Raw genomic sequence first — 26,137 nt, forward strand, 5'->3', positions numbered from 1 at the left:
GTTGCGCGATACGGAAAGTCAAAGAATCCGGCCGTTGGTCTAAGATCATCCCGTGCTAGCCTGCCTCGCCGCCGCGGCGGCCACCTGCGCGGCGGCGCTGGTCGCTCCGGCAGCGGCGCCCGGCATCACCGTTCTGAACGTCACCGGGTCGGGCTGCCGGCCGAACACCACCGCGGTCGCGCTGTCACCCGACCGCACCGCGGTCACGATCACCTACAGCGCCTACACCGCCCCGGCCGGGGGCACGGCCACGACCGTCAGCCGCAACTGCCGGATCAACATGAAGATCGACCCGGTGTCCGGCTACGCGCCCACCATCACCTCGGTGGACTACCGCGGGTTCGCGGAGGTGGCGGCGGGCTCCGCCGGTCGGTTGGCGGCCTCCTACCGTTTCCACGGTGCCGGCTGGGCCGAATCGGCGGCCATGCGCCTGACCGGCCCGTTCTCCGACAACTGGCTGCACACTGACGTGGCCGGGGAAGGTCTGGTGACCGGCCGCTGCACCGGCGCCCACGTGCTCGACGTCGACAGCACCCTGACCCTGACCAGCACGGCGGCCGGCGCCGCCACGGACGTCATCACGATGGATTCCACCGACGCCGTGGTGCCCAACACCTTCCACCTCAGCTGGCGGCCCTGCACCCGGTGAGCATCGGCCGAAAACCTTTCGGCGAACGATGGCCGGTCTGTCCCCTGCAACGTGGCTGCTGGCTGGCGATATAGACGTACATCGTTGACACTCGGGTACGCCGCTGACATTATCCCCGAAAAGGTTTTCGCCGGCCGTGAAGGGTGTGCCATGAGGAGACGGGAACTGCTGGCTCTCGGCGGTCTGATGTCGTTGGTCGCCGCCTGCGGTGATGACGAGAGTTCGGCGGATGAGACGCAGCTTCAGTTCATGTACTGGGGCTCGACCTTTGAGCAGAAGGCCGTGGCCAAGATGCTCACGTCCTTCGAGGAACGCAACTCAGGTACCAAGGTCAAACCCCTTTTCACCCCGGACGAGTACGACGTCAAACTGAACACCCTGGTGGCCAGCGGCAGCGTGCCCGACGTCGCCTACGTGCCGATGGCGATGTCCTACCGGCTGGCCGAGCAGGGCAAGCTGGTCAACCTCTTCCCGTACCTGACCAAGTACCCGGAGCTGGCCGGCTATCTGCCGGACGCCTACCTCTGGTACGGCAAGGACCAGCTGCACGGGGTGGCGACCGCCAACGAGATCGAGCTGCTCTGGTACAGCAAGTCGGCGATCGCCGCGGCGGGCGTTCCGGCGCCGCCGGCCCAGGCGGCCTCCGCGTGGACCTGGGATCAGCTGGTGGAGAACGCCTACAAGCTCACCGTCGACCAGAACGGCAAGCACCCGGACGAGCCGGGCTTCGACGCCAAGCGGGTCAAACAGTTCGGCATCTCGATCAGCGTCACGTACGCCGCGGCCTGGTACGGCTTCCTGCGCAGCAACGGCGCGGACTTCGCCGACCCGGCGGGCACCCGGTGCCTGCTGGACACCCCCGAGGCGATCGAGGTCTTCCAGAACCTCCAGGACCTGATCTACAAGCACCGGGTGGCTCCCGGCCCGGGGCAGCTGGCCGCGACCGGCGACGACGTACCGGGCACCAACGTGCTGCTGAAGACCAAGCGGGTGGCCATGATCGTCGACGGCCACTGGAGCCTGCTCGACATGAACCAGAGCAAGGTGGACTACGGCATCGGCGTGCTGCCCAAGTACGACCAGCCGTTCACCACCAGCCAGGTGGCCGGCGCCTCGGCCGTGTTCGCGGGCAGCAAGCACGTGGAGGAGGCGATCGAGCTGTTCGCCTTCCACATCGACCCGCGCTACGTCGACCTCTACCAGCTGGGCCTGTGGATGCCGCAGGAGCGCAAGTACTACGAGGACCAGGCGGCCATCGATTCGTGGACCAAGAACGACAGCCACCCACCCGAGTTCCGCACCGCGGTGGTCGACTACGCGCGCGATCACGGCGTACCGGATCTGCGTGGTCGTTTGAAGAATTTGTCGGTCATCAACAGTGACGTGCTGACCCCGGCGTTGCAGGAGATCGAGACCGGCAAGCGGCCGGCCGCCGCAGTGCTCAAGGAGGTCGCCCCCAAGATCACCGCGAAGATGCAGGGCTGGCAGCACACGCAGGAGCTCTGAGGCGATGGCGGGGCTCTCGGGCCAGCGGCGCATGGAACGGCGCTGGGGCGTGTTCATGGCCGTGCCGGCGATTCTCGGCTTCGTCATCTTCACCGCCGGGCCGATGGTCGCCTCGCTCGTCTTCAGTCTCACGGATTGGCAGGTCGGTGGTTCGCCCTCGTTCGTCGGGCTGGAGAACTACACGGCGATGGCCGAGGACGAGCTGTTCTGGAAGTCCCTGAGCGCCACCACGTACTACACGCTCGGTGCGGTGCCGCTCTCGCTGATCGTGGCGTTCGGCGTCGCGATGCTGCTCAACCAGCGGGTGCGCGGGCTGCCGGTCTGGCGGACGATCTTCTACCTGCCGACGCTGGTGCCCGCGATCGCCAACGTCGTGCTCTGGATCTGGATCTTCAACCCGGACTTCGGCCTGCTCAACTCGATGCTGCGGCAGGGCGGGCTGCCGGGCGGCATGTGGATCTACGACGAGTCCATGGCGGTGCCCTCACTGATCATCATGAGCACCTGGGCGTTCGGCAACACCATGGTGATCTTTCTGGCCGGGCTCCAGGGCATGCCGCAGCACCTGTACGAGGCGGTGTCGGTGGACGGGGGCGGGCCGTGGCACCGGTTTCGCCACGTGACCCTGCCGATGATGACGCCCACCATCTTCTACAACCTCGTGGTCGGCATCATCGGCACGTTCCAGGTGTTCAACCAGGCCTACGTGATGACCGAGGGCGGCCCCAACAACGCCACGCTGTTCTACGTCTACTACCTGTTCCGCAAGGCGTTCGGGGAAAGCGAGATGGGGTACGCGAGCGCGCTCGCCTGGGTGCTTTTCATGATCATCATGTTGGTCACGTTCGTGATGTTCCGTAATGCGCGGCGTTGGGTCTACTACGAAATGGCGAATGCTCGATGAGGGGCCGATTCCTGCTGTACCTGGCACTGGTGGCCGGTGCGATTCCGACCCTGCTGCCGTTCGTCTGGCTGGTGCGCAGCGCGTTCATGCAGGACGCCCAGATGTTCATCGCGCCGCCGCAGTGGATTCCCGACCCGTTCCAGTGGTCGAACTTCACCGAGGCGCTGACCGCGCAACCGTTCGGCCGCTATTTCGTCAATACCGTGGTGATCGCCGTGATCAGCGTCATCGGCACGGTGCTGACCTGTTCGATCGCCGCGTTCAGCTTCTCCCGGCTGCGCTGGCGCGGTCGCAACGTGGTCTTCGCCCTGCTGCTCAGCAGTGTGATGCTGCCGTACGCGGTGACGCTGATCCCGACCTTTGTGATGTGGCAGGAACTCGGCCTGCTCAACACCATAGCGCCGCTGACCGTGCCCAGTTGGTTCGCCGGAGCGGGCGGCGGCGTGTTCAACGTCTTCCTGCTTCGGCAGTTCTTCCTGACCATTCCGTTCGAACTGGACGAGGCCGCCTACATCGAGGGCGCCTCGCCGTTCCGGGTGTTCTGGATGATCGTCATGCCGCTGTCCAAACCGGCCATCGTGGTGGTCACCGTTTTCACCTTCATCGGTACGTGGAACGACTTCCTCGGTCCGCTGCTGTACCTCACCGACGAGGAGAAATACACGCTGTCCATCGGCCTGGCCTCGTTCCAGAGCATCTACATCACCCAGTGGGGCTATCTGATGGCGGCGTCCGCGGCGGTCATCGTCCCGATCATCGCGCTCTTCTTCTTTCTCCAGCGCTACTTCATCGAGGGAGTCACCCTCACCGGCATCAAGAACTGAGCCGCTCAACCGCCGGGCGAGGCATGTTCGTCTGTGTCTCTTTCTGGCCGAGTTGGTTCGGAAGATCGCGCGACCGTTCGCCGGGGATTACCAAAGTGTTGCTGAGGTGTGAACGGGGTCACGTGAGGAAGGACGAGACGAAACCATGAACAAGACTCGACAGGCATGGGGGCGCGTGGTCGGTGCCCTGGCCGCGATCACGCTGGTTCCGATCGCCGCCGTCAGCGGTGCGTCGCCGGCCAGTGCCGCCACCAATCAGTTCCGGGGCATGAACTGGGCTGTGCTGGGTGACAACTTCAGCACCGGCCCGCTCGTCCTGCACGGCCTGAGCCAGTCCGACAGCAACGCGACCGTCCGGGCCAAGGCCAATGCCCTGTACGACGACATGGCCGCGATCGGGGTCAACACGGTCCGGCTGCCGATCAACACGCACACCGTCGGTACCGCGTGGTGGGAGAACTACCGGGGCGCCATCGACGCCGCCACCGCCCGCGGCTTCAAGGTCATCCTGGCCTACTGGGAGGACGGCGCCGCCTCCGGTGGCCGGATCACCAACCTCGCCGCCTGGAACACCATGTGGTCCCGGGTGACCTACCTGTACGGCTCCAACACCAACGTCTACTTCGAGCCGATGAACGAGCCGCACGGCTACAGCTCGGCGGACTGGCGCAACGTCGCGGCGAACTGGATGAGCTACCACTACTCGGCGGTGCCCAGCCGGACGCTGATCGGCGGCACCGGCTACAGCCAGGACCTGCGGGACATCTGCAACGACAGCCGCTTCAGCGGGACGCTGCTGTCCTTCCACCACTACGCGTTCTTCTACAGCGCGATGACGTACGACGCGTTCCGCAGCCACGTACAGACCCGCCTCGGCAACTGCGCCTCCCGCGCGATCGTGACCGAGTACGGCGCGCCGATGTCCACCGGCCTCAACTACGCCAACGCGAGCAGCACCGACAACTTCGTCCGGCACATCCGGGCAGTCACCCAGGTCATGCGGGACAACCAGATGGGCGGCACCTACTGGCCCGCGCTCGGCGGCAAGCCCACCGGCAGCCTCGGCTACGACCACTACTCGATGTTCGGTCTCAGCGGCAGCGGCACCAACCTCAACCTGACCGTCCGCAACGCCTCCGGCCGCGACCGCATCCGGTACGGCTGGGGCCTCTAGCCCCCACCCCCGGCGCCGGGCCACGTGCCCGGTGCCGGCGGTTGGTGCCGGCTCCTACTGTGGACGGCGTGACGAATCGAGACGGCGGCAACGACGACCGCCGAGCCATGCCGCCCGCCGATCCCTGGCTGGAGTCGGCGCCCACCTCATCCTTCGAACCCGTTCCCGACGACACCTACCCCGGCGAGGCACCCCCGCGGCGCGCGCGGGGCTTCTGGTGGCCGGTCGCGGCCGCGGTCGCGCTGCTCGCCTGCGCCGGCGGCGTCCTGCTGAACCCGTTCGACGACGACGATGACCCGGCCGGCCGGGCCCTGCCCACCACGCGCCCGTCGGTGACCGCCGCCTCCGCCGGCCCGGCGCCGCGGGCGAGCACCGCGCCGCTCTCCGGCGACCTGGTGGTCTACCTGGTGACCTCGAACCGCAAGGGCGAGGTGGCCAGCGTGGAGTACACCGACCAGGACTCCGACCACATCCGCAAGGGCGAGGTGTCGCTGCCGTGGCGGCACACCTTCCGGCTCACCGGCGAGAAGCACCCGCTGGTGCTGATCGCCCAGCGCAAGAGCGGCGGCGCCGGGCCGGTGACCTGCTCGATCAGCCTGGGCGGCAAGGAGCTGACCACCGCGGTCCAGCGCGGAAGGTACGCCGCACCGCAGTGCTCGGCTTAGCGGACGCCGGGTGATCCGGGATCTCAGCCCAGGACGACCCCGTCCGTGTTGGCCGGGGCGGGATCGGGCAGGCGTCTCATCCGGACCGAGTTCAGCAGACCCAGCAGCGCGGCCAGCAGCGGGATGAGCAGGGCGATCTGCAGTGACACCGGCCGGGCCTCGGTGTTGATGCGGAGGATCTCGGCGCGCACCGCCGGGGTCTGCTCGGTGAGGTATTCCTCCAGGTGGGTGTTGGTCATCACCTCGGCGTTCTCCGCCAGCACCTGCGCCACCCGGGTCTGTTCGGCGGGGGAGAGGACGTCGCTCGCCTCGGCCTGGGTGGTGAACGAGAAGGCCAGCGTCGCCAGCATGACCGCGCCGGCGAACGCCAGGCCGAACGACAGCCCGAACGAGCCGCCCGCGGAGTTGACGGCGGCGGCCTCGCTCACCCGTTCCTCCGAGATCGGCGCGAGCGTGTAGTCGTTGAGCTGGGACACCAGCAGGCCCAGCCCGGAGCCCGCGATCGCCAGCGGAATCAGCAGGCCCCAGCCGAACTCGGCCCGGGGCACGATCGGGATCAGGATCGCGACGCCGATGGTGACGAGCAGGAAACCGGTACTTACGATGCTCGCCGGGCGCCGCTTTCCGGCCTTCTTACTGGCCAGCAGGGCCACCGCGAACATGCTCAGTGACAGCGGGGCGAGGGAGAGGCCGGCCAGCATCGCGCTGTATTCCAGCACCATCTGGAGATAGATCGGCAGCGCGATCATCAGGCCGCCCAGGGCGATCTGCTGCAGCAACTGCTGGGAGATGCCGACCCGGAACATCGCGGACCGGAACAGCACCGGGTCCAGCAGGTGCGACCGGCCCGCGCGCTTGCGTCGTACCAGCCAGAAAGCCAAGCCGGCCAGCGCTGCCGCACCGAGCAGCAGGAGCGCGAGGACCGCCTCGCCGCCCTCCTGCCAGACCAGGATGCCGAGCACGATGCCGCCCATGCCGATCACCGAGAGGATCGAGCCGACGGCGTCGATGGTGCGCGGCCCGGTGTAGGGCACATTGCGGACCAGGCCGATGCCGGACAGCACGCCGGCGATGATCACGACCTCCAAGGCAAAACCCACCCGCCAGGACAGGTACGTGGTGATGAAGCCGCCGAGCAGCGGTCCGACCGCGGCGGCGATCGCGGCCGCGGCACCGACCAGGGCGTAGACCTTGCGTTGGGCCGCTCCCTGGAAGTTGCCGTGGATGAGCGACTGCATGGCCGGCAGCAGCAGCGATGCGCCGATGCCGCCGATCAGGGCCCAGAAGATGATGAGCGTGGTCAGGCTCTGCGCGAACGTCATCGCCAGCGCGCCGACCGCGTAGCCGAGCAGGCCGAGGACGTAGGCGCGCTTACGCCCGATGAGGTCGCCGACCTTGCCGCCGATCAGGATGAACGCGGCGGACACCAGCGCCTCCAGAGCGATCGCCGACTGGACGCCGCTCGTGGTGGTGCCGAGATCGCGGACCACCGCGGCGATCGAGACGTTCATCAGCGACGTGTCCACGACCAGGACGAACATCGCCATCGCGAGGAGGACGGCCAGCCGTCCCTCGCGCCCGCTGCCTGCCTGCTGAGCCATGAATACAAGTCACCGGGTCGCCCGGCCCGCGGGCATCATCCCGTACAGAGTATTTGCGCTTGTGAACGGGGTGTTGCAGCAATCTTTGCCTTGGAAAAAGCACCGATTAAAGTTCCCCTAAGTGATTCACAGGCGTCTATGTATTTCCCCGCAGGGCATTGCGGGCATATGTTCCCCGTGCGCCCCACCTTGACCGGAAGAGGGTGGGTACTCGAGGAAAGGTCCAGAATTATGAGAAAACCACGCTTGCTCATCGGGGCAGCAGTGCTGGCCGTTGCGATGGCCGGCTCGGTCTCGCTGGTGAGCGCGGCGTCCGCCGACGCGGACATCCAGGTCACCGCGACGATCAACGTGTCCGGCAACTTCGACGGCAGCGGAAACCGCTACATCGGCGCCGGTGACCTCGGCTCCGGTGGCCAGGACGAGGGCCAGGACCCGCTGTTCAAGCTGGCCAACGGCGCGACCCTGAGCAACGTCGTGCTGGGCTCCCCGGCCGCCGACGGCATCCACTGCTCGGGCAGCTGCACTCTGCGCAACGTCACCTGGCAGGACGTCGGCGAGGACGCCGCCACCTTCCGCGGCACCAACGCGACCGTCGTGGTCGACGGCGGCAGCGCGGCCAAGGCGTCGGACAAGGTGTTCCAGGACAACCGCGGTGCCGGCGGGTCGGTGACCATCCGCAACTTCAGGGTCAACGACTTCGGCAAGTTCTACCGCTCCTGCGGCAACTGCTCCACGCAGGCCGCCCGGACGGTGAACATCCAGAACCTCACCGCGACCGGCGGCGACGTGATCGCCGGCGTCAACGTGAACTACGGCGACGTGGCGCGGCTGTCCGGCCTCAACATCGGCAGCATCGACACCTGTCACCTGTTCAACGGCAACAACAGCGGTGACGAGCCGACGAAGATCGGCGAGGGTGCGAACGGACGGAACTGCATCGTCTCCTGACGAGCAGACCCCGGGGCCAGGCCGCAGTAGCGGCCTGGCCCCGTTGCGATGCCAGCGTTTGTCAAGCGAAGTGCAGGCGACGGGCAGCACGGTGAGGCACCACACCGAACCGGAAGGAACCTCCCGTGAACCTGTTCCGCACCCATGGCTGGCGGCTCGCCCTCGTCACCTCCGGGATCCTGATGCTGATCGGCGGCCCGATGCACCCCGAGGCCGACGCCAAGCACCCGCTGCGCGAGGAACTCGCGATCATGACCGCGCACCCGGACTGGATTCCGGCACACCTCTTCGTCGTGCTCAGCACCGCTCTGCTCGCCGTCGGACTGGTGGCGGCGTACCGGCGCAAGGCCTGGCCGGCGATCCACCGGGCGCTCGGCATCGCGGCGCTGGCGGTGTCCCTGTACGTGGTCGAGACGATCTTCCACCTGGCCGCCGCGGTGGACAGCCACGCACTGCACCACGGCGGGGCGGCACCGGTCGCGTTCACCCACGTGGGGCTCAGCGTCCTGCTCTACCCGGTCTCCGGCCTCGCGGTCGCCTACCTGGCGAGCCGCCAGCTCGTCGCCTGGCGCGGCCCGCGCCGGTTCGCCGGGCTGCCCGGGGTGGCCGGCGGGCTGATGCACGCGCTGTCCGTACCGCTGGTGCTGGCACTGCCCAACACCGAGCTGACCCCGATGTTCGCCGGATCCGCCGTGCTGATCGCGGTGTGGTCCCTGGTCACCGGCCTGGCCGGCGCGCCGCGCCCGGCCGCGGTACCGGCCGAGCGGCAACCGGCCGCCGTCTGAGTCAATGCGCCGGGGCCGGCCGTCCGGGCCCTTAGGATCACCGCCATGCGTGTCCAGGTGCTCGGCGACCTCGAGGTGGTCGTCGGCGAGCGGGTCGCCGATCTCGGCGGCCCCAAGCCGCGCACGCTGCTCGCTCTGCTCGTCGCCGCCGACGGGCGAGCCGTACCGGTGGAACACCTGATCCACCAGATCTGGGGCGAGGACCCGCCGGCCCGGGTGGAGGCCTCGCTCCAGTCCTACGTCGCCCGGCTGCGGCGCGCTCTCGATCCCGAGCGCCCGGCCGGGCGTCCGGCCGAGCGGCTGCGGACGCATCCGGGCGGCTACTCGCTGACCGTGACCGCGGACGAGGTCGACGCCCGCCGGTTCGCCCGGCTGGTCCAGGCGGCCGGCACTCACCTGAGCGGCGAACCCGCCGAGGCCGAGCACCTGCTGACCGAGGCGCTGTCCCTCTGGCGGGGCGCGGCGTACTCGGGGGTCGGCGGACCGGCGCTGGAGGCGGAGGCCACCCGGCTCGACGAGCTCCGGATGACCGCCGTCGAACAACTCTGGGACCTGCGGATCGGCCAGGGCCGCCAGGCCGAGGCCGTCCCCGAACTGGAGCAGTTGGTGCGCCTGCACCCGTTGCGCGAGCAGCTGTGGGCCCTGCTGGCCCGGGCCCTGTACCGGTCCGCCCGCCAGGGTGACGCGCTGGCCGCGCTGCGCCGGGTCCGCGAGCATCTCGCCGAGGAACTCGGCGTCGACCCGGGCCCGGAGCTGCGGCGGCTCGAGGAACTGGTACTGCGCCAGGATCCCAGCCTGGACGGCGTCACCGCGGCCCCGGATCCGGCCGGGCCGCCGTCACTGGTTGGGCAGCCATTGGTTGGGCAGCCACTGGTTGGGCAGCCATTGGTTGGGCAGCCACTGGTGGCGCCGCCGCCGGCTGTGCGACGCCGGCTGTTCGGCCGGGAGGACGCGCTCGCCGCCGCCGAGCGGGTGCTGCGCGACGCGCTCGGCGGCCGGGGACGGACCGTGATCGTCACGGGTGAGGCCGGCATCGGCAAGACCCGGTTCACCGAGGCGCTGATCGCCCGGGCCGAGGCGATGGGCGTGCGCTGCGGCCGCGGTGGCTGGGAGGCGGAGGCGTGCCCCGCTCTGTGGGGCTGGACCCAGGCGGCCGAGCAGCTTGCCGAGCGGCCCGGCCTCCTCGACCCGGCACCGGGCGGCGACGTGGTCGACGCCGCGGCCGCCAGTTTCCGGCAGGCGGCCGCGCTCACCGCCGCGCTGCGCGACGGCCCGCCGGCGCTGCTCGTCCTGGACGACATCCACTGGGCCGACGCCGAGAGCCTGCGCCTGCTGCGCCGGGTCGGTGCCCAGGTCGCCGCCCTGCCCGTGGTGCTGGTCGTGGCCCTGCGGTCGGCACCCGCCGAGATCGGGGCGGCGGTGGTCGACGCGCTGGCCGCGCTGGCCCGCACCGATCCGCTGCGGCTGGAGCTGACCGGCCTGGACGCGGCGGCCATCGCCGCCTGGGTCGAGGAGTACGCCGAGATGCGGGTGCCGGCCGAGGTCGCCGCGGAACTCGCCGCGCGCACCGACGGCAACCCCTTCTATGTGACCGAGCTGGTCCGGCTCCTGGTGCGCGACGGAGCCCTCACCGCCCTCGACGCCGGCGCCTGGCGAGCGGTACCCGGCGGCGTACGGGACGTGGTCCGCCAGAGACTCGCCCAGCTGCCGGAGACCTCGGCGCTGGTCATCGGGACCGCCGCCGTGGCCGGCCGGTCGTTCGACCTGCTCGTCGTGGAGCGTGCCGCCGGCGCCGGTCGCGAGCAGGTGGCGGAGGCCATGGAGTCGGCGCTGATGCTGGGCCTGATCGACGAGCTGGAGCCGGGCCGGTGCCGGTTCAGCCACGCGCTGGTCCGGGACGCGGTCTACGACGGGCTGCCGGCTCCGCGCCGGGCCCGGGCGCACGCCGAGGTCGCGATCGCCCTGGAACATCGGCACGCCGGCGCGCTCGCCTCGCACGTCGCCGAACTCGCCGAGCACTACCGGCTGGCCGGCCCGGTGCACGCCAGGTCGGCCTGGGTCTTCGCCCGGCGGGCGGGCCGGGCCGCGGCCGCCCGGTCCGCACACGACGAGGCGCTCCGGCTGCTCACCGAGGCCGAAAAGCTCCAGCACCTCGACCCGGTCGCCACCCCGGCCGAACGGGAGGAGGTGCTGCTCGGCCAGGCGGCGGCGCTGATCCGGCTGGGCCGGCCGATCGAGGCGTGGCCGGCGGTCGCGCGGGCCGCCGCGCAGGCGCTCGGCCGCGACGACGTGCCGGCGGCGGCGGACGCGTTGCTGACCATCACGTCCGGCGTCTGGGGCTGGCGCAACGCCGGTGACTGGGACGACGACGCCGCGGCACTCTGGGAGGAGGTGCTGGCGCGGCTGCCCGCGGAACGGGCGGAGACCCGGGCGCTGCTGCAGGTGGGCCTCGCGGTGGAACTGCTCTACCGGCCGGGCTCGGCCGCCCGGACCACGACGCTGGCCGACGAGGCGGTGCAGGCGGTACGCCGGTCCGGCGCGCACGACGCCGTCCGGTTCCGGGTGTTGCGCCTCGCGGTCCAGGCGCTGCTGCGGCCCGACCTGCTCCATCACCGGGCGCCGATCCTCGACGAGCTGGTCGGCCTGGCGGTGGTGCTGGGCGACGTCTCGGGCCTGGCCGGCGTCCTCAGCACCCGGGCCGTCGACCGCGCCGAACTGGGCCGGCTTGCCGACGCCCACGCCGATCTGCTCCGCGCCGACGGCCTGGCCCGGCAGCACCAGCTCCCCGAGAATCTGCTGGTCTCCGGCTGGTGCCTGGCGACCTGGCGGCAGCTCGACGGCGACCTCGACGGTGCCGAGGCCGCGATCGCCGAGATGGAGACGTTCCAGGGCACGCTGGCGATGGCCGGAGCCGGGATCGGGCTGTGCCAGCTGGCGACGCTGCGCCTGCTGCAGGGGCGGCTGCCCGAACTGACGCCGGCCCTGCGCGGGGCCGCCGAGGCCTTCCCGCCGTTCCGTGAGTTGCACGCGCTGGCGCTGGTGCAGGACGGTCGCCTGGACGAGGCCCGCCGGGTCCTCGGCGCCTGGCCGGAACAGCCGCCGTTGCCGTGGGGCTACCTGTGGGTCGGGTTCACCGTCTTCCGGGCGTACACCTGGATGGCGCTCGGCGACCGCGCGGCGGTGGCCGACCTGCGGGCGCAGCTGACGCCGTACGCCGGGCGCCTCGCCGGGACGTTGCCGGTCTCCGTCCTCGGCAGCGTCGAACTCGTGCTGGGCGAACTGGCCGCGGCGGACGGCGACCCGGTGGCCGCCCGCGACCACCTCGGCCGCGCCCGCCGCACCCACGAGGAACTCGGCCTGACGCTCTGGCTCGCGCGGACCGACGAGGCCATCGCCCGGCTGGCGCCACCCGCCGGCTGACCGCCGGCGGCCAAGGCCGCCGGCGGTCAGGGGCGCGCGGTGCCGTGGATGCGCAGTGCGTAGCGGCGGAAGGCGCGCCGGGCCAGCCACGGCAGGAGCCGGCGCAGCGGTGCCGGTGCCGTGGACAGCATGCGGGCCAGCACGGCCGGGTCGGCGTCGTGCTGGATCATGCCGAGCGTCAGCAGCTCCTCCGACCGCCGGGTCCGGCTCCGGGCGTGCCGGCCGATCGCCGCCCACTCGTCGCCGGTCAGGGTCCGGGCCGCGATCGGCAGCAGGCGTTCCTCCTCGGCGTCGAGGTGCTCCGCGAGGTTGGCGTAGAGGGTGTCCAGCAGGCCGGCGATCCGGTCCCGGTCGCCGGCCGACGCCGCGCCGGCCCAGCGCGGGCGGAGGCCGGCGATCTCGGTCAGCAGGGCATCGACCCGCTCGTGCTGCGACTCCATCAGCCGCACCATGGGGGCGAGTTCGCCGGGCACCCGCGCCAGCAGCAGCGGCCAGGCCAGCTCGTCCTCGGCGGTGTGGTGGTGGTGCAGGCTCCGGCCGAGGTAGTCGAGGTGGGCGGCGACCGTGCGGGCGCGGCCTACGTCACCGGGCCGGACCGCGCGGACGACGCCGCCGGCGAGGCGGAACTCGCGCCGGAAGAACGTGTGCACCGCCGGCATATCACTGGTGTCGATCACTTCGGCGGACTGGTGTGTGCTCATGCGACCACGGTCGGCCCGGGCACCTGCGACGGCCTTGCAATCGGCTTGCAGGCTCCTACTACGCGACGCAGACGCGGTCGCGGCCGGTCTGTTTGGCCTCGTACAGCGCGGCGTCCGCGCGCGCCATCAGCTGCCGCAGGTCGTGGCCGGCCTCGTCGAGCCCGGCCAGCCCGACGCTGATGGTGACCGGCAGCAGGCCGGCGTCCGTGGGCACCGGCCGACTGGACACCGCCAGGTGCAGCCGTCCGGCCAGGTCCGCGGCCGGGATCGCGGACTGCGCGGTGACCACGGCGAACTCCTCGCCGCCGTACCGGCCCAGGACGTCGCCGTCGCCGAGGGTCTCCCGCAGCCGCTGGGCCACCGCCCGGATCACCTCGTCGCCGACCGGATGCCCGTACGTGTCATTGATGCTCTTGAAGTGGTCGATGTCCATCATGATCGCCGCGAGCGGGCGCCCCTGCCGGCGGGCGCCGTCCAGCCGCTGCTCGGCCTCGGCGAAGAAGTGGTTGCGGTTGTAGAGGCCGGTGAGCCCGTCCATGGTGGCCATCGTCCGGACCTGGCTGAAGAGCAAGGCATTCTCGTACGCCGTCATGCCCTGCGCGCCGATCGCCGCGGCGATCTGGATCTGTGCCTCGGTCATCGCGCCCTCGCCGGTCGCGCCGACCAGCAGGAAACCGGACGGCGCGCCGCGCTGCTCGACCTGGATCGCCCACCAGCAGCGGGGCGCGCCGAGCAGCCCGCCGACCGGCGGCCGGTCGCCGGGGAACACGGTGCGGGCCCGCGGGCCGGTCAGATCGAACAGGTCCGGCGGCACGGCCGGCAGCTGGGCGCCGACCGTCGCGGCGGCACCGTGCGCGGCGGCCACCTCCAGCCCGTCGTGCCGGTCCCGGGTCAGCAGCACGGCCGTGTCGCCGCCCAGCGTGCGGGTCAGGCTGGCGAGCAGCCGGCGCATCACCTCGTCCGGGTCGAGCGACGAGCTCTGGTCGGCCATCGCGGCGCGCAGGGCCTCCGCGACGTCGCGCTGCCGCCGGGCGGCCTGCACCGCGACCTCCAGCTGCGCGGCACGGGCGGTCTCCAGTGACACCGCGACGTGGTTGGTGATCGCCTTCAGGATGTCGACGTCGTCGCCGGTGAACACACCCTTGGCGATCCGGCTGTCGAGGTAGACGACGCCGCGGAGCTGGCCGTTGAAGCGCAGCGGCGCGATGATGATGCTGCGCAGGCCGTGGACCTGCACGCTCTGCGCGCCGAGCGCCACGCCCTCCTCGCTGCCGGTCACCACCAGCGGCTCGCCGGACTGCCGGACCCGTTCGACCAGGGTGGTGCTGTAACCGGTGAGCTCGAGGATGTCGTTGCCGCGGGCGTCGCGGCCCACGTGCGGCACCAGTTCGTGCAGGTCGTGGTCGAGCCGGAAGAGGTACGCCCGTTCGGCGCCCAGGATGCGCAGGGTCTCGTCGAGGGCCACCCGGGCCAGCGCGCTCGGGTCGAGCACCGTGGCGGACGCGAGGCTGACCTGCTGCAACGCCTCGAGCCGGCGCTGGTAACGGCCGGGGTCGGTGCCCGGTGTCGCGGGGGTGACCGGGGCCGCGCCGGTGGGGGCCGCACCGGCCGGTGCCGCGCCGTGCTCGCTCACCCGGAACTCGTCGGAGACCCAGCGGGCCCGCTGCGGCCACTGCTGCTCGACGGCGATCATCTGGGCGAGTTTCGCCTGCTGGGTGGCTGCGGCCGGCTGACCGAGCTCGATCAGCGCGCGGGCCCGCACCCGCGCCGACTCGTACGCGATCAGCGGCGCGTCCAGCGGCACCAGTTCCGCCTCGACGCCGGACACCGTGCGCAACGCCTCGGCCGGGCGGCCGGCGAGCGTCTCGAGGTCGGCGCGGGCCACCAGGTGGAAGGCCCGCAACGGCTTGGTGTCGGCCATCTTGGCCAGGTCGGCGACCGCGGTCTCGGCGGCCTCCCGGCTCGCGCCGGTGCGGCACCGGGCGAGCCGGCCCAGCGCCTCGTAGACGTAGAACAGCCGCTGCTCGGGCACCATCGCCTTGGGGCTGAGCCCGAGCGCCGCGAACTCGGCGGCGAGCTGCTCGAACTCCTCGCCCAGCCGGCCCCGCTCGACCAGGGCGACGATCTGGGCCCCGTACAGGTTAATGATCTGCATGGGATTGTCGGGGTTTGCCCGCAGGAAGCGGCGCAGCGACTCGATCTCGGCCTCGGCCTGCTCGGGCCGCCCCCGCTGAGCGGCGATGACCGCGCCCACCGCCCCGATCGCGGCGCCCTCCGCCTCGGCGCCCGGCCCCAGGCGAGCCCGCCCGCGCCGGTGCCAGGACACCGCCTCGCCGGTGCAGCCGCGCTTGAAGAACTGCATGGCCACGGTGGACACGCCGGTGAGGTAGTCGCCCAGCTCGAGCCACCGTTCGTGCTCGGTGAGCGCCCGGCTCCAGGTCTGACTCTCGTCGTCGTGGCCGCTCAGGTGGCTGCCCGCGCCGCGCTTCCACTCCACGTAGCCGACCAGGCCGGGATCGCCGATGTCGGCGGCCACCGCGGCGGCCCGGTCGTAGAGGCTGGTCGCCAGCCGGCGCCGCCCGGCCACGTCGGCGATCACCCCGAGCCCGGCCATGTGCTGGGCATACTCGCGACCCGGGCCGAGGCGGTTGATCGGGTGCAGGGCGCGCAGGCTCATCACCGCCCGCATGCCGCGGCGCATCCGCATGGACAGCGCGAAGGTGGCGATGTCGCACAGCACGGCCTGCAGCCGGTATCGCTCCCGTACCTGCCCGCGGGCCGTGCCGAAACCGATCCGGGTGCGGCCGATGACGAGGCCGAGCAGCAACGACCAGAGCGTGGTGAGGGTGAGCCCGAGCCGGCCGCGGGGCAGCGGCGAACCGAGCTCGGCGAGACCGCGGCAGACCGCCTCGAAGGCCTTGTCCGGGTTCCACGCGCTGTTGTGCACCTGCGCCACCTGCGCGAGGATCTCGGCCCGGCCCAGCGGGTCGGGTTCGGCGCGCAGGGCCAGGCCGAGGTGGTGGTGGGCCTCGCCGAACCGGCCGGATCGCGCGCAGCTCATGCCCAGGGCCAGGAAGAAGTCCGGTGGCGGCGTGACGCCGGCGCCCGCGGCCGCCTGCGCGGCGACCTTGAGGAACTCGCGGGCCTCGGCCGGCGCGTGCTCGGCCAGGGCCAGCTGGCCGGCGGCGAATCCGCTGAAGTAAACCCGGTTGGGCCGCTTCGCGGTCTCGCCGAGCGCGTAATGCCGGGCGGTCGCGTAGGTGTAGCGCGGATCGCCGGGTGCGGCCGCGTCCAGCACCTCGGCGATGCTCTGGTGCAGCTCGCGCAGCGCGGCGTCGTCCAGGCCGACGAGCAACGCCTCCCGGATCCGGTCGTGCAGGAACCGGTAACCGTCGCTCCCGGACGCGGTCACCAGCCGGCGCGACTCGGCCTCGGCGAGCAGGACCCGGGCCCGCCGCGGGTCGATGGCGCAGACCGCCGCCGCCAGTTCGGCCGGGAACCAGCGCCCGCCCGCGGCACCGGCCGCCAGCAGCCGGTGGCTGTCCGCGCCGAGGCCGTCGATGCGCTGGAGCACCAGGTCGACCGCGTCGCCGGACAGCTCCAGGCGGTCCAGGCCGGGCAGGTCCAGCCGCCAGCCGTCCCAGGAGGGCGTGACCAGGCCGGCGTCGAGCACGGCGCGGACGTACTCGCCGATGGTGAACGGGTTGCCGCCGGCCCGCGCGGCCAGTTCCTCGACGTGCCCGGCGGGCAGCCGGACGGCGCCCAGGTGCTCGGCGACGAGCTGCCGCACCGCGTCCTGGTCGAGCGGACCCAACGGGACGCGGGTGTCCAGGGTGGCGTCCATGTCGGCGCGGAACCGCTCCAGCCCGGCAATGTTGCCGTCGTCGTCCCGGCAGGTCGCGATGACCAGCAGCGGGGTGTCCGGCAGCAGGTCGCTCACCCGCTGGAGCACCCGCCGGGTCGGTTCGTCGAGCCACTGCACGTCGTCGACGTGCAGTACGGCGCCCTGGAACTCGTCGGCCAGGCCGGCCAGGAACGCGGCGACCGCGTTGACGAACTGCTCGTGCCGGTTCAGCTCGCCGATCGCGGGGGCCTGCACGAGGTCGGCGAGCAGCGGCGACAGCGCCCGCAACAGCGGACCGCCGCGCCCGGCGGCCCGCCGCAACTGGTCGACGGCCCGGTCGCGGTCCGGTGGCGGCAGCCGTTCCACGGTGCGCAGGTGCCGCTCGACCGCGCCGCGCAGGGGCGCCAGCGGCACCGGGTCATCCGGGACGCATTTGCCGTACAGGGTGAGGTCGCCGTCCGAGGCGACCGCGTTGGTCAGTTCCCGGACCAGCCGGGTCTTGCCGGCACCGCCCGGGCCCTCGACGACGACCGTGCCACCCTCGCCGTCCCGGGCCCGCAGCCAGCGGTGGGCCAGGGTGATCACCTCCTGGTCGCGGCCGACCAGGCGCTGGCTGTCGACCCGCTGGGGCGCGCGCCGGCCGGACGCCACCGGGAACGTCGTGCCCGGCTGGGCGGCCAGCCGGCGCAGGTCGTTGAGCAGGCTCTCGCCGCTCTGGTAGCGGTCGTCGGGGTCCTTGGCCATCAGCGTCGCGATGATCGCGGCCATCGTGCCGGTGAGCTCCGGGCACCGGGCTCGCGCGTCCGGGACCGGGGCGGTGGCGTGCAGCCGGATCAGCTCGCCGGCGTCCTGCGAGTAATACGGCACCTGGCCGGTGACGCACTCGTACAGCAGCACGCCCAGCGAGTACAGGTCGGTGCGGCCGTCGACCGGGCGGTTGAGCATGCCGGTCTGCTCGGGCGCGCTGTAGAGCAACGTGCCGGCCACCCGGTCGTCGTGCGCGCCGTCCCGGGCGGCCAGTCCGAAGTCGATCAGCCGGCCGGTGCCCGCCGGCTCCACGATCACGTTGTCCGGCTTGACGTCGCGGTGCACCAGGCCGGCCCGGTGCACGGCGGCGAGCGGCTCCACCACGTCGATGGCCAGCCGGACCGAGGTGGGCTCGTCCAGCGGCCCGTGACGCAGGGTCTGTGCCAGCGGCAGGCCGTCGATGTATTCCAGGATCAGGTAGGGCCCGCCGGCGGTCTGGCCGACCTCGAAGATCCGTGGGAGCAGGGGATGCCCGACCGAGCCGATCAGCGCGGCCTCCCGGCGCACCGCGACCAGGGCCCGCTCGTCGGTGGCGGTCAGCACCTTGAGCGCGTACTCGGCGCCGCGGCGGCGGACCCGGTAGACGACCGTGTCGGCTCCGCGCCCGAGTTCCGAGATCACCTCGAGCTCGGCGAGCGATCCCGATGCCGTCCCAAAGATCGCGGTCACGCATCCTTCCATTCACGACGAGCTACACGGACGGTACGCCTCGGTCCTCGGGTGATGCCATCTATGAGATGCGGAAGGTGGCGTCCTGCCGGTCGGTGGCACGGGAACCGGCGCTGATCGGATCGATGCGCAGCAGAAATTTCGAGTGTCGGAGGTAACGGTCCGGCGCATTGTAGGACCGGAACGAGGACCATGCGGGGTCGGCCAGGCCGGGCGTCCGGTAGAAGGTGGCGTCCGCGCGGAAGGTCGGGCTGCGGTCGTCGGCGTCCAGCCGGATCGCGAAGTCGCGGTGCCGCAGGTAGCGGCCGGGGAAGTTGATCGACTCGAAGGACACGCCGGCCGGGTCGGCCAGGCCGGGCACGAGGCGCCACAGCTGGTCCTGGTGGGGGTCGAAGGGGAACGCGTCGATCCGGCCGACGTTGGCGGCGTGCCGCACGTACCGGTCCGGGAAGTTGTACGACTTGAGGCGCACCGACTCCGGCAGGCCCCACGCCGACACCAGGCCGTCCAGCTCGGCCGGGCTGATCTCCACGATGGAGCCCTGCTTGCCGTTCAGCGGCGGGGTGAACTCCCGCTGGCTGAGCAGCGTCCACCGGCCGGCCGTGATGTCCGAGGTGGACCAGGCGTAGAAGTCGTTGTTGACCGGGCCGAACGAGTCGCCCCACAACCGCCAGCCGCCACCGCCGCGGTTCTTGACCACCATCGGCCCGGCGATGGCGGTGCCCTGCCGCAGCCCGGCGGTGTACGTGGTCCAGCTGTTCGGGGCGCCGGTGGTGGACCGGGCGCCGTAGAGCAGGCCGTCGTCCACGTTCTTGTAGTACATGTAATACGCCGAGTTGTCCGCCACGATGTCGGCGTCGAGCACGCCGAACTCCGGGCTGAAGTAGACCTCGGCGGCCGACACGCTGCGGAAGTCCTTGGTGTAGTTCGCCAGCAGGACGTCCTTGCCGTCGTTCGCGGAGTAGACGATCGCGTACTCCTGGCGCGACGCCACCCAGAACGCGGTCGGCGCCCAGGTGTGGGTGTCCCGGTCGTGCATCCGGATCCGCCGGTACCCGGTGAAGCTGCGCAGGTCCTTCGAATCCCAGACGTGCAGGTATTGGCTGGTCCGGCGGAAGTCGGTGCCCTTCAGGTCGGCGGCCAGGACGACGAACGTGCCGTCCTGTTTGCGCAGGATGAACGGGTCGCGCAGGCCGCGGTCCCCGGCGGTGGGCATCACCACCGGGCTGTTCTGGTTGAGCGGTCGCCAGTTCAGCCCGTCGGAACTGACCGCCAGGTGCAGGCCGTAGCTGGCGCCGCTCTGGTTCGGGGTCTCGGTGAAGTAGGCGAAGGCGTACCCGCCACTCGCCGCGAACGCGGCCGGCGGCGTGCCGGGCGCCGGCACCGCGCCGCCGCGCTCCGCGGTCTGTTCCGGGGCGGGGGCCGGCGGCGTGGTGGCGGGTGCGACGGCGGCGGGACGGCCGGAGCCGGTGCCGGAATCCTGGACGGCGATGGTCACGCCACCGCCGACGGCCACGGCCACGGCTCCGGCCGCCGCGGCGAACTTGGAGATGCCGAGCGCCGGCAGCCAGCCCGCGATGCTGAGGCCGGCCGCGCCGGCAGCCGCACCGGCGACCGGCGCGGCGACCAGGGCGGAGAACGAGATCGCGGCGAGCGACGGCGGCAGCGGCAGCATGGCGATGCCGGCGAGCAGCGCGTCCGGCGGAACGAGCCGGCGTTTGTGGGTCTCGCAGGCGGCGCAGTCGCGTACGTGCCGGGCCAGCCGCTTGCGCCAGACCGGGCTGGGGCGGCCGTCCCAGATGTAGACCTGGGCGGCCAGTTCGGGGCAGCGCGGCTGGGCGTCCAGCGCGCCGACGATGCTGCGGGCCAGGTCGAGTTGGTCGCGCATGCGCTTGATCCGGACCGCGGCGTGCCCGGGCGGGACGCCGAGGGCGGTGGCCAGGTCGGTGCGGGTGATGTGGTCGGCCACCTCGAGCCACCACAGCGAGAGCAGGAACCGGTCGTCCGGGTCGAGCCAGCGCACCGCCTCGACGACCTGGCGGCGCTGCCCGGAGAGCCGCAGCCGCAGCACGGTGGCGTCGGCGAAGTCGGCGCCCGGGTCGGGCAGTTCGGTGGCCAGTTCCAGCGAGCTGTGCCGTTCGGTGCTGGTGCGCCGGCGCCGGGCGCCCTCGACGATCTGGCGACGCACGATGGCCAGGATCCAGCCGGAGAACCGGGCCGGCTCGCGGATGTCCGGCAGGCTTTCCACGACCCGCAGGCAGGTCTCCTGCACCACGTCGTCGACGTCGGCGTGCCCGTTCAGCGCGCGGCCGGCGACGTTGTACAGCATGTCGAGGTGGTCCTCGATCAGCGACGCGAGCGCCTCGCGGTCACCCCGCTGAGCGGCCACCACACGGTCCGCCACCGGTGTGACGCCAGCGCCAGACATGGGCTTGCTCCCTCCCGACGTCAGCCTCCGCGCTGACCACCGAGGGCATGAACGCTAACACCCGGATCGGCACTCAGGCGACGCTGCAGCGGGACATGATCGTGGGCCGGATCGACACCCGCTCGGAGCAGCGCACGCCACCGCGGGACCGGTCCACCAGCAGCCGGAGCACCTCGGTGCCGATGTGCGCGAAGCTGTGCCCGACGGTGGTCAGCGGCGGTTGCAGGTAGGCCGCCTCGGGCACGTCGTCGTAACCGACCAGGCTGACGTCCTCGGGGATCCGGCGGCCGCCCTCCCGCATCCCGCGCATGACGCCGAGCGCCACGTAGTCGTTGGCGGCGAAGATCGCGGTGCACCGCGCCACCCGCGCCAGCCGCAGGCCGCACTCGTACGCCGAGGCCGCGGTGCCGTCGGTGCGCACCATCCGCGGCGTCAGGCCGGCCTCGGCGAGCGCCGCCCGCCAGCCCGCCTCGCGGGTCCGGGTGGCCGGGGCACGTTCCGGCCCGGCCACGTGCCAGACCGTGCGGTGGTCGTATCCGAGCAGGTGTCGGGTGGCCAGCAGGCCGCCGGTGAACTGGTCGATCGACACGTCCGGCCACCGCCACCCGTCGGCGCCGTCGACGGTCACCACCGGCAGGTGCGGCGGGACGATCCGGTCGGCACCGGCCTCGGCGCCGACCGAGGCCAGCACCAGACCGGCCACGCCGGACTGCACGAACTGCTCGGCCGTCTGGTGCAACTCGGCCGGCGGGCCACCGTGGTGGACTCTTCGGACGACGATGGATATTTCGGCAACCGCCGCGGCCTCGCCGATGGCCTGCACCAGCCGGGATGTCTCGTACGCGGTCGTGTGCTGGACGATCAGACCGATGACACTCGTGCGGCCGGCCACCGGAACGGGCTCCCGGCGGTGCACCGCCAGCGTCCGGTTGCGGGTCGTCGCGCCCACGGTCCAGGGGCGCCACCTGCTGTTCTGCCTGTTCACGATTCCTCCCTCGACGAGAAGGCGCCGGGAGGGCAGGTGCATTACAGAAATGTGTCAGCGGTTTGGCGGAGCCGCCACGCTGTCCCTGGAAATCAGCGTCGGCGCGATGATCCGGCGCTCGCCGGCGGCCGCCGAACCGGATCCGATCCGGGCCAGCAGGAGCTCGACCCCGGCGCTCGCGACCGCCTCGAAGTCGGCACGCACGGTGGTCAGCGGCGGCGAATAGTAGGCGGCCTGCGGCACGTCGTCGAAGCCCACCACGCTGATCTCCTCGGGCACCCGCCGGCCGTGCTCGTGCAGCGCGCGCAGCAGACCCAGCGCGATGTGGTCGTTCGCCGTGAAGACCGCGGTGACGTCCGGCATCCGGGCGACGACCTGGCCGTTGAGATAGCCCGATTCGGCGTCCCAGTCGCCGCGCAGCACCGGCGGCACCTCGGCGCCGGCCGCGCGCAGGGCCTGCTCCCAGCCGCGGATCCGCCCGGCGGCGTCGAACCACCGTTCCGGGCCGGCGATGTGCCACACCGTGCGGTGGCCGGCCGCGAGCAGGTGCTCGGTGGCGGCCCGCGCCCCGGCCGCCTGGTCGACGGTCACCAGCGTGGTGGACTTCTGCGGATCGCCGTCGATGGTGACCAGCGGGATGTCCGCGGGCACCTGGGCGAGGCCCTCCTCGGCGCTCGCCGCGGGCGCGATCACGACCAGCCCGGCCACGAACTGGTCGAGGTGGCGCTCGACGGCCGCGGCGATCGACTGCTCGTCCAGATTGCGGACGGTGCTGACGTTGACGGCGAATCCGCTGTCCTGTGCGGCTTCCTCGAATGCGGTGAGCATGGAGGCCGGGCCATAGAGCGCGGTCATTGGCGCAATCACGCCGATCACCCGGGAATTGCCGGTCGCCAGGGCGCGGGCACTGTGATTGGGCCGGTATCCCAGTTCCGAGATGGCGGCCCGGACCTTGAGCCGGGTCTGCTCGCTGACCCGCGGGTTCTCGTTGAGAACCCGGGAGACGGTCTGGTGTGACACCCCGGCCAGACGGGCGACGTCGATCAACCCCGGAGGCCGTCCGCGCCGAACACTCACACCGCACCGCCTCCCTGGTCGCGGCCAAGGATATCGGTGGGACGCGGTTCAGCGACCTCCGGTATTCCAGTTCTGGACTTCAATCACACTTCCGCCCCGGCGCGGCGCGAAGATGCTGAGCACATTTTGCGACTTGAGCAGATTGTGGTCGATCAGCGGATCCGACATGTAGTTGGCCGCGGACCGGTTCCGCACCGTCCAATCGGACCAGCCGGACGCCTTGGACGCGGTTGCGATCTGCAGCACGTTGGTGCCCGAGTGGCCGCTCACGATGTAAAGGTTGTCGCTGGAATCGACGGCGATATCGCCCCGGCTCAGCCCCTCGGTGTAGCCGAGATAACGCTGGTTCCACACCTTCGACGCCTTGTCCCGCCAGTAATGCACCAGCACCGCGGTGTTCCGGGCGGTGTTGAAGTCGGTGATGCTGGGCGTGTTCGCCTGCAGGTGCGACTGGAGGACGTGCACGACCCCGGCCGCGTCGACGACCTGGGATTCCTGGTTCATCAGGCCGCGGTTCTGACTGTTCGGCCACACCCGCAGATCGGTGGCGTTCGAGTCCAGCGGATTGGAGCCGGCGGTGGCCACCACGGTGCCGGCGTTGTTGCGCCAGCTGCGGCCCTTGTCCCGGCTGTACGCGTAGAAGAGGTCGTGGTTGGTGCTGCCGTTGGACGTTTCCCGGACGGTCCAGGTGGCGTGCAGCAATCCCTCGCGGTCGTACTCGATGCCGAACAGGTAGGGGTTGTTGTCGAATGAGGTGCCGTCGATGAACTCGCCGACGTAGCTCCACGACCCGGAGTTGTACTCGTAGAGCACCTCGTCCCCGTTGCCGCTGACGCCGGTGCGGATGGCCATCTGGAGCGTGCCGTCGGGCGCGGCGAAGAACTGCGGGTACGTCACGGTCGCCATCGCGGTGCCGGCCAGGCTGTTCTGCACGGCGCCGAAGCTGGCGGCGGACCAGTTGGCGCCGGCCGGCGAGGTGGCCAGGCCGGTACCGGACCGCCGGTACTTGAGCCGGTCGGAGTGCATGTCGAAGGCCAGGTGGATGGAGCCGTCCTGGGGCGAGATGCCGATGCAGATGACGTTGTGCGAGTCGGTCGAGGTGGTCCGGTAGTCGGTGAGCCGGACGTTCTGCCAGGCGCCGGTGGCCGACTGCCGGCGGGAGATGTTGGCGTACCCGGTCTCGTCCCAGAAGGCGGTGTACTGCCAGCCGTTGAAGGTGGTGATGCCGTCCTGCTGGAAGGACTCGCCGTTCATCAGGCCCGAGTAGCTGACCGCGGTGCGCCCGGACGAGGTCAGCGTCGTGGTGCTGGCGGCGCTGACGGTGGGCGCGGCGGCGGCTGCCGTGGGCCCGCTCAGGACGGCGACGACGTTGGCGGTCACCAGAACCATCGCGCCCGCTAGGACGGTGGTGAAACGTTTCATGACGCCTCTCTCAGGACCTGTGGGGGGACGGCGAAAAGATGACAGAGACGTTAAGTAATCGTTTCGAGACCGTCAAGGGCATCAATATGTGCTGAACGGGGCGCTAGGGGGCGCACGAAATGTGACCTGGATCACCGTGATCTAGCTCGGTTCCGGCAGGTCGAGGCCGATTGTCGGGGCCCAAGGTTCTCGACAGTACGGAGGGTCAATGGACCGCAGGATCACTCGAGCCGTGATCGTCGGCGCGCTTGCCGTGGCGGTGGGCTCGGCGGCTCCCGCCCAGGCCGACGCCGGGGCTCCCACCAGCCCGTGGGCCGGATGGCTGGGTTCGACCGCCACGGATCCGGTCGTCACCCTCAAGCAGGTGCGTGCCGTGATCGGCGCGGACACCGGCGCGGCCGCGTCGTTGACCGGCAAGGGCGTGGGGGTGGCGCTGATCGACACCGGCGTGGCCTCAGTGCCGGGGCTGCCCGCCTCGCGGATCGTGAACGGGCCCGACCTGTCTCTCGACTCGCAGTCGCCGGCGTTGCGCTACCTCGACGCGTACGGGCACGGCACCCACATGGCCGGCATCATCGTCGGCAACGACACCGCCACCGGCACCAAGGGCATGGCCCCGGACGCCAGGCTGACCTCGATCAAGGTCGGTACGGCCAACGGCGCGGCCGACGTCAGCCAGGTGATCGCCGCGGTCGACTGGGTGGTGCAGCACCGCAACGACGACCCGGCGAACCCGATCAAGGTGATCAACCTGTCCTACGGCTCCGGCGGACAGGCCCAGCCGTGGAACGACGCGCTCGGCTTCGCGGTCGAGCGGGCCTGGCAGGCGGGCATCGTGGTGGTCGCGGCCGCCGGCAACGACGGATCGTCCGGCGCGACCGCACTGGCCAATCCGGCCTCCAACGAGTGGGTGCTGACCGTCGGTGCGGCCGCCACCAAGGGCACCCCGGCGGTCGCCGACGACGCGCTGGCCGCGTTCACCAATCAGCCCCTGCGCGGCGGTAAGCAGATCAACGTGCTGGCACCGGGCGTCTCGATCCTGTCCCTGAGTGTCCCGGGCTCGTATCTCGACGGCGCCTACCCGGCCGCCCGCTCGGGCGACACCCTGTTCCGGGGCAGCGGCACGTCGCAGGCCGCGGCGGTGGCCTCCGGCGCGGTGGCGCTGCTCTGGCAGGCCCGGCCGACGGCCACCCCGGACCAGATCAAGGAGTGGGTGGTCCGCGGTGCCAGCTACATCCCGAACGGCATCGCTGCGAACTACGGCCTCGGCCAGCTGAACGTCAACGCCGCGCTGTCCCGGACGGGCACCATGACGCAGAAGCAGTCGTGGTCCCGGTCGACCGGTCTGGGCGAGCTGAATACGGCTCGCGGCGACAGCCGGCTGGTCCTCGACGGGGTGCCGCTGGACGGCGACGCGACGGTGTGGGGTCCGTTCGACAAGAACGCCTGGACCGCGAAGCCGGCCTGGTCCGGCGGCTCCTGGCTGGGTACCCGGATCGCCGGTGACGGCTGGACCGGCACCTCGTGGGCCAGCCGCACCTGGGCGCCGGCGGTCTGGACGGCCCGCCCGTGGAGCGACGCCGCCACCTGGACCGACCCCGCCTGGGAGGGCCGCGCCTGGACCGGCCGCCGGTGGACCGGTCAGGCCTGGGCCGGTGGGTCCTGGACCGGCCGGGCCTGGGCGTCGGACGACTGGGCCTCGGGCACCTGGGGCTGACCCGCAGC

At 71.5% G+C, this 26,137-nt stretch carries 17 protein-coding genes; 10 read left to right on the top strand and 7 right to left on the bottom strand.

The window, feature by feature from the left end; genetic code table 11:
- Positions 1-52 precede the first annotated feature (52 nt).
- The 6 genes from Ari01nite_RS42515 (at position 53) to Ari01nite_RS42540 (ending at position 5,722) form a co-directional block, all read left to right on the top strand.
- Positions 53-649: a DUF4360 domain-containing protein gene (locus tag Ari01nite_RS42515; protein WP_203789476.1), complete on the top strand. Its 597-nt coding sequence runs from the start codon at positions 53-55 to the stop codon at positions 647-649.
- A gap of 150 nt (positions 650-799) precedes the next feature.
- Positions 800-2,155: an extracellular solute-binding protein gene (locus Ari01nite_RS42520; protein WP_203789478.1), complete on the top strand. Its 1,356-nt coding sequence runs from the start codon at positions 800-802 to the stop codon at positions 2,153-2,155.
- 4 nt (positions 2,156-2,159) lie between these two features.
- A complete protein-coding gene (locus Ari01nite_RS42525; protein ID WP_203789480.1) occupies positions 2,160-3,059 on the top strand; it encodes a carbohydrate ABC transporter permease in 900 nt (299 codons plus the stop codon).
- A complete protein-coding gene (locus Ari01nite_RS42530) occupies positions 3,056-3,883 on the top strand; it encodes a carbohydrate ABC transporter permease (protein WP_203789482.1) in 828 nt (275 codons plus the stop codon). Before Ari01nite_RS42525 ends, Ari01nite_RS42530 begins: the two co-directional genes overlap by 4 nt.
- Positions 3,884-4,028: 145 nt before the next feature.
- Positions 4,029-5,057, top strand: coding sequence for a glycoside hydrolase family 5 protein (locus Ari01nite_RS42535; RefSeq protein WP_239163491.1), 1,029 nt, complete (start codon positions 4,029-4,031; stop codon positions 5,055-5,057).
- Positions 5,058-5,125: 68 nt separating this feature from the next.
- The gene (locus Ari01nite_RS42540; RefSeq protein WP_203789484.1) at positions 5,126-5,722 is read left to right on the top strand and encodes a hypothetical protein; all 597 of its coding nucleotides are present in this window, start codon (positions 5,126-5,128) and stop codon (positions 5,720-5,722) included.
- A 23-nt stretch (positions 5,723-5,745) separates the two neighbouring features.
- Here Ari01nite_RS42540 and Ari01nite_RS42545 read toward each other — a convergent pair whose 3' ends face one another.
- Positions 5,746-7,323, bottom strand: a complete 1,578-nt coding sequence (locus Ari01nite_RS42545) for an MFS transporter (protein ID WP_203789486.1) — start codon at positions 7,321-7,323, stop codon at positions 5,746-5,748.
- A 231-nt stretch (positions 7,324-7,554) separates the two neighbouring features.
- Here Ari01nite_RS42545 and Ari01nite_RS42550 point away from each other — a divergent pair, with 231 nt between their 5' ends.
- The 3 genes from Ari01nite_RS42550 to Ari01nite_RS42560 all read left to right on the top strand — a co-directional run bounded on the left by Ari01nite_RS42550 (position 7,555) and on the right by Ari01nite_RS42560 (position 12,479).
- Positions 7,555-8,274 (top strand): pectate lyase, encoded by a 720-nt coding sequence (locus Ari01nite_RS42550; protein WP_239163492.1) that lies wholly within the window; start codon positions 7,555-7,557, stop codon positions 8,272-8,274.
- A gap of 125 nt (positions 8,275-8,399) precedes the next feature.
- Positions 8,400-9,059, top strand: a complete 660-nt coding sequence (locus Ari01nite_RS42555) for a hypothetical protein (RefSeq protein ID WP_203789490.1) — start codon at positions 8,400-8,402, stop codon at positions 9,057-9,059.
- A 45-nt stretch (positions 9,060-9,104) separates the two neighbouring features.
- Complete coding sequence (locus tag Ari01nite_RS42560) at positions 9,105-12,479, top strand: ATP-binding protein (RefSeq protein WP_203789492.1); 3,375 nt, start codon at positions 9,105-9,107, stop codon at positions 12,477-12,479.
- Positions 12,480-12,505: 26 nt separating this feature from the next.
- On the opposite strand, the gene Ari01nite_RS42565 is transcribed toward Ari01nite_RS42560, so the two are convergent.
- From Ari01nite_RS42565 to Ari01nite_RS42590, 6 genes are all read right to left on the bottom strand, one after another.
- Positions 12,506-13,180: a hemerythrin domain-containing protein gene (locus Ari01nite_RS42565; RefSeq protein ID WP_203789494.1), complete on the bottom strand. Its 675-nt coding sequence runs from the start codon at positions 13,178-13,180 to the stop codon at positions 12,506-12,508.
- 58 nt (positions 13,181-13,238) lie between these two features.
- Entirely contained in the window at positions 13,239-18,500 is a 5,262-nt protein-coding gene (locus Ari01nite_RS42570) for a diguanylate cyclase (RefSeq protein WP_203789495.1), read from the bottom strand.
- A gap of 61 nt (positions 18,501-18,561) precedes the next feature.
- The gene (locus Ari01nite_RS42575; protein WP_203789497.1) at positions 18,562-20,928 is read right to left on the bottom strand and encodes a sigma-70 family RNA polymerase sigma factor; all 2,367 of its coding nucleotides are present in this window, start codon (positions 20,926-20,928) and stop codon (positions 18,562-18,564) included.
- A 73-nt stretch (positions 20,929-21,001) separates the two neighbouring features.
- Complete coding sequence (locus Ari01nite_RS42580) at positions 21,002-21,913, bottom strand: substrate-binding domain-containing protein (protein ID WP_203789499.1); 912 nt, start codon at positions 21,911-21,913, stop codon at positions 21,002-21,004.
- Positions 21,914-21,967: 54 nt separating this feature from the next.
- On the bottom strand, positions 21,968-22,960 hold the full coding sequence (locus Ari01nite_RS42585) for a LacI family DNA-binding transcriptional regulator (RefSeq protein WP_203789501.1): 993 nt from the start codon (positions 22,958-22,960) through the stop codon (positions 21,968-21,970).
- A gap of 78 nt (positions 22,961-23,038) precedes the next feature.
- Positions 23,039-24,412, bottom strand: a complete 1,374-nt coding sequence (locus Ari01nite_RS42590) for a BNR repeat-containing protein (protein ID WP_203789503.1) — start codon at positions 24,410-24,412, stop codon at positions 23,039-23,041.
- A gap of 208 nt (positions 24,413-24,620) precedes the next feature.
- Between Ari01nite_RS42590 and Ari01nite_RS42595 the strand changes: the two genes are divergently transcribed.
- Positions 24,621-26,129: a S8 family serine peptidase gene (locus Ari01nite_RS42595; protein ID WP_203789505.1), complete on the top strand. Its 1,509-nt coding sequence runs from the start codon at positions 24,621-24,623 to the stop codon at positions 26,127-26,129.
- The last annotated feature ends 8 nt before the right edge of the window (positions 26,130-26,137 follow it).

Origin of the sequence: Paractinoplanes rishiriensis, from assembly GCF_016862375.1 — a bacterium.
In the GTDB taxonomy this organism is placed as follows: Bacteria; Actinomycetota; Actinomycetes; order Mycobacteriales; family Micromonosporaceae; genus Actinoplanes; species Actinoplanes rishiriensis.

Excerpts from the sequence above, each read along its gene's own strand:
- Ari01nite_RS42530 (WP_203789482.1), top strand. The coding sequence starts at position 3,056 with ATGAGGGGCCGATTCCTGCTGTACCTGGCACTGGTGGCCGGTGCGATT.
- Ari01nite_RS42520 (WP_203789478.1), top strand. The coding sequence starts at position 800 with ATGAGGAGACGGGAACTGCTGGCTCTCGGCGGTCTGATGTCGTTGGTC.
- Ari01nite_RS42545 (WP_203789486.1), bottom strand. The coding sequence starts at position 7,323 with ATGGCTCAGCAGGCAGGCAGCGGGCGCGAGGGACGGCTGGCCGTCCTC.
- Ari01nite_RS42525 (WP_203789480.1), top strand. The coding sequence starts at position 2,160 with ATGGCGGGGCTCTCGGGCCAGCGGCGCATGGAACGGCGCTGGGGCGTG.
- Ari01nite_RS42575 (WP_203789497.1), bottom strand. The coding sequence starts at position 20,928 with ATGTCTGGCGCTGGCGTCACACCGGTGGCGGACCGTGTGGTGGCCGCT.
- Ari01nite_RS42565 (WP_203789494.1), bottom strand. The coding sequence starts at position 13,180 with ATGAGCACACACCAGTCCGCCGAAGTGATCGACACCAGTGATATGCCG.
- Ari01nite_RS42560 (WP_203789492.1), top strand. The coding sequence starts at position 9,105 with ATGCGTGTCCAGGTGCTCGGCGACCTCGAGGTGGTCGTCGGCGAGCGG.
- Ari01nite_RS42535 (WP_239163491.1), top strand. The coding sequence starts at position 4,029 with ATGAACAAGACTCGACAGGCATGGGGGCGCGTGGTCGGTGCCCTGGCC.
- Ari01nite_RS42550 (WP_239163492.1), top strand. The coding sequence starts at position 7,555 with ATGAGAAAACCACGCTTGCTCATCGGGGCAGCAGTGCTGGCCGTTGCG.
- Ari01nite_RS42590 (WP_203789503.1), bottom strand. The coding sequence starts at position 24,412 with ATGAAACGTTTCACCACCGTCCTAGCGGGCGCGATGGTTCTGGTGACC.
- Ari01nite_RS42595 (WP_203789505.1), top strand. The coding sequence starts at position 24,621 with ATGGACCGCAGGATCACTCGAGCCGTGATCGTCGGCGCGCTTGCCGTG.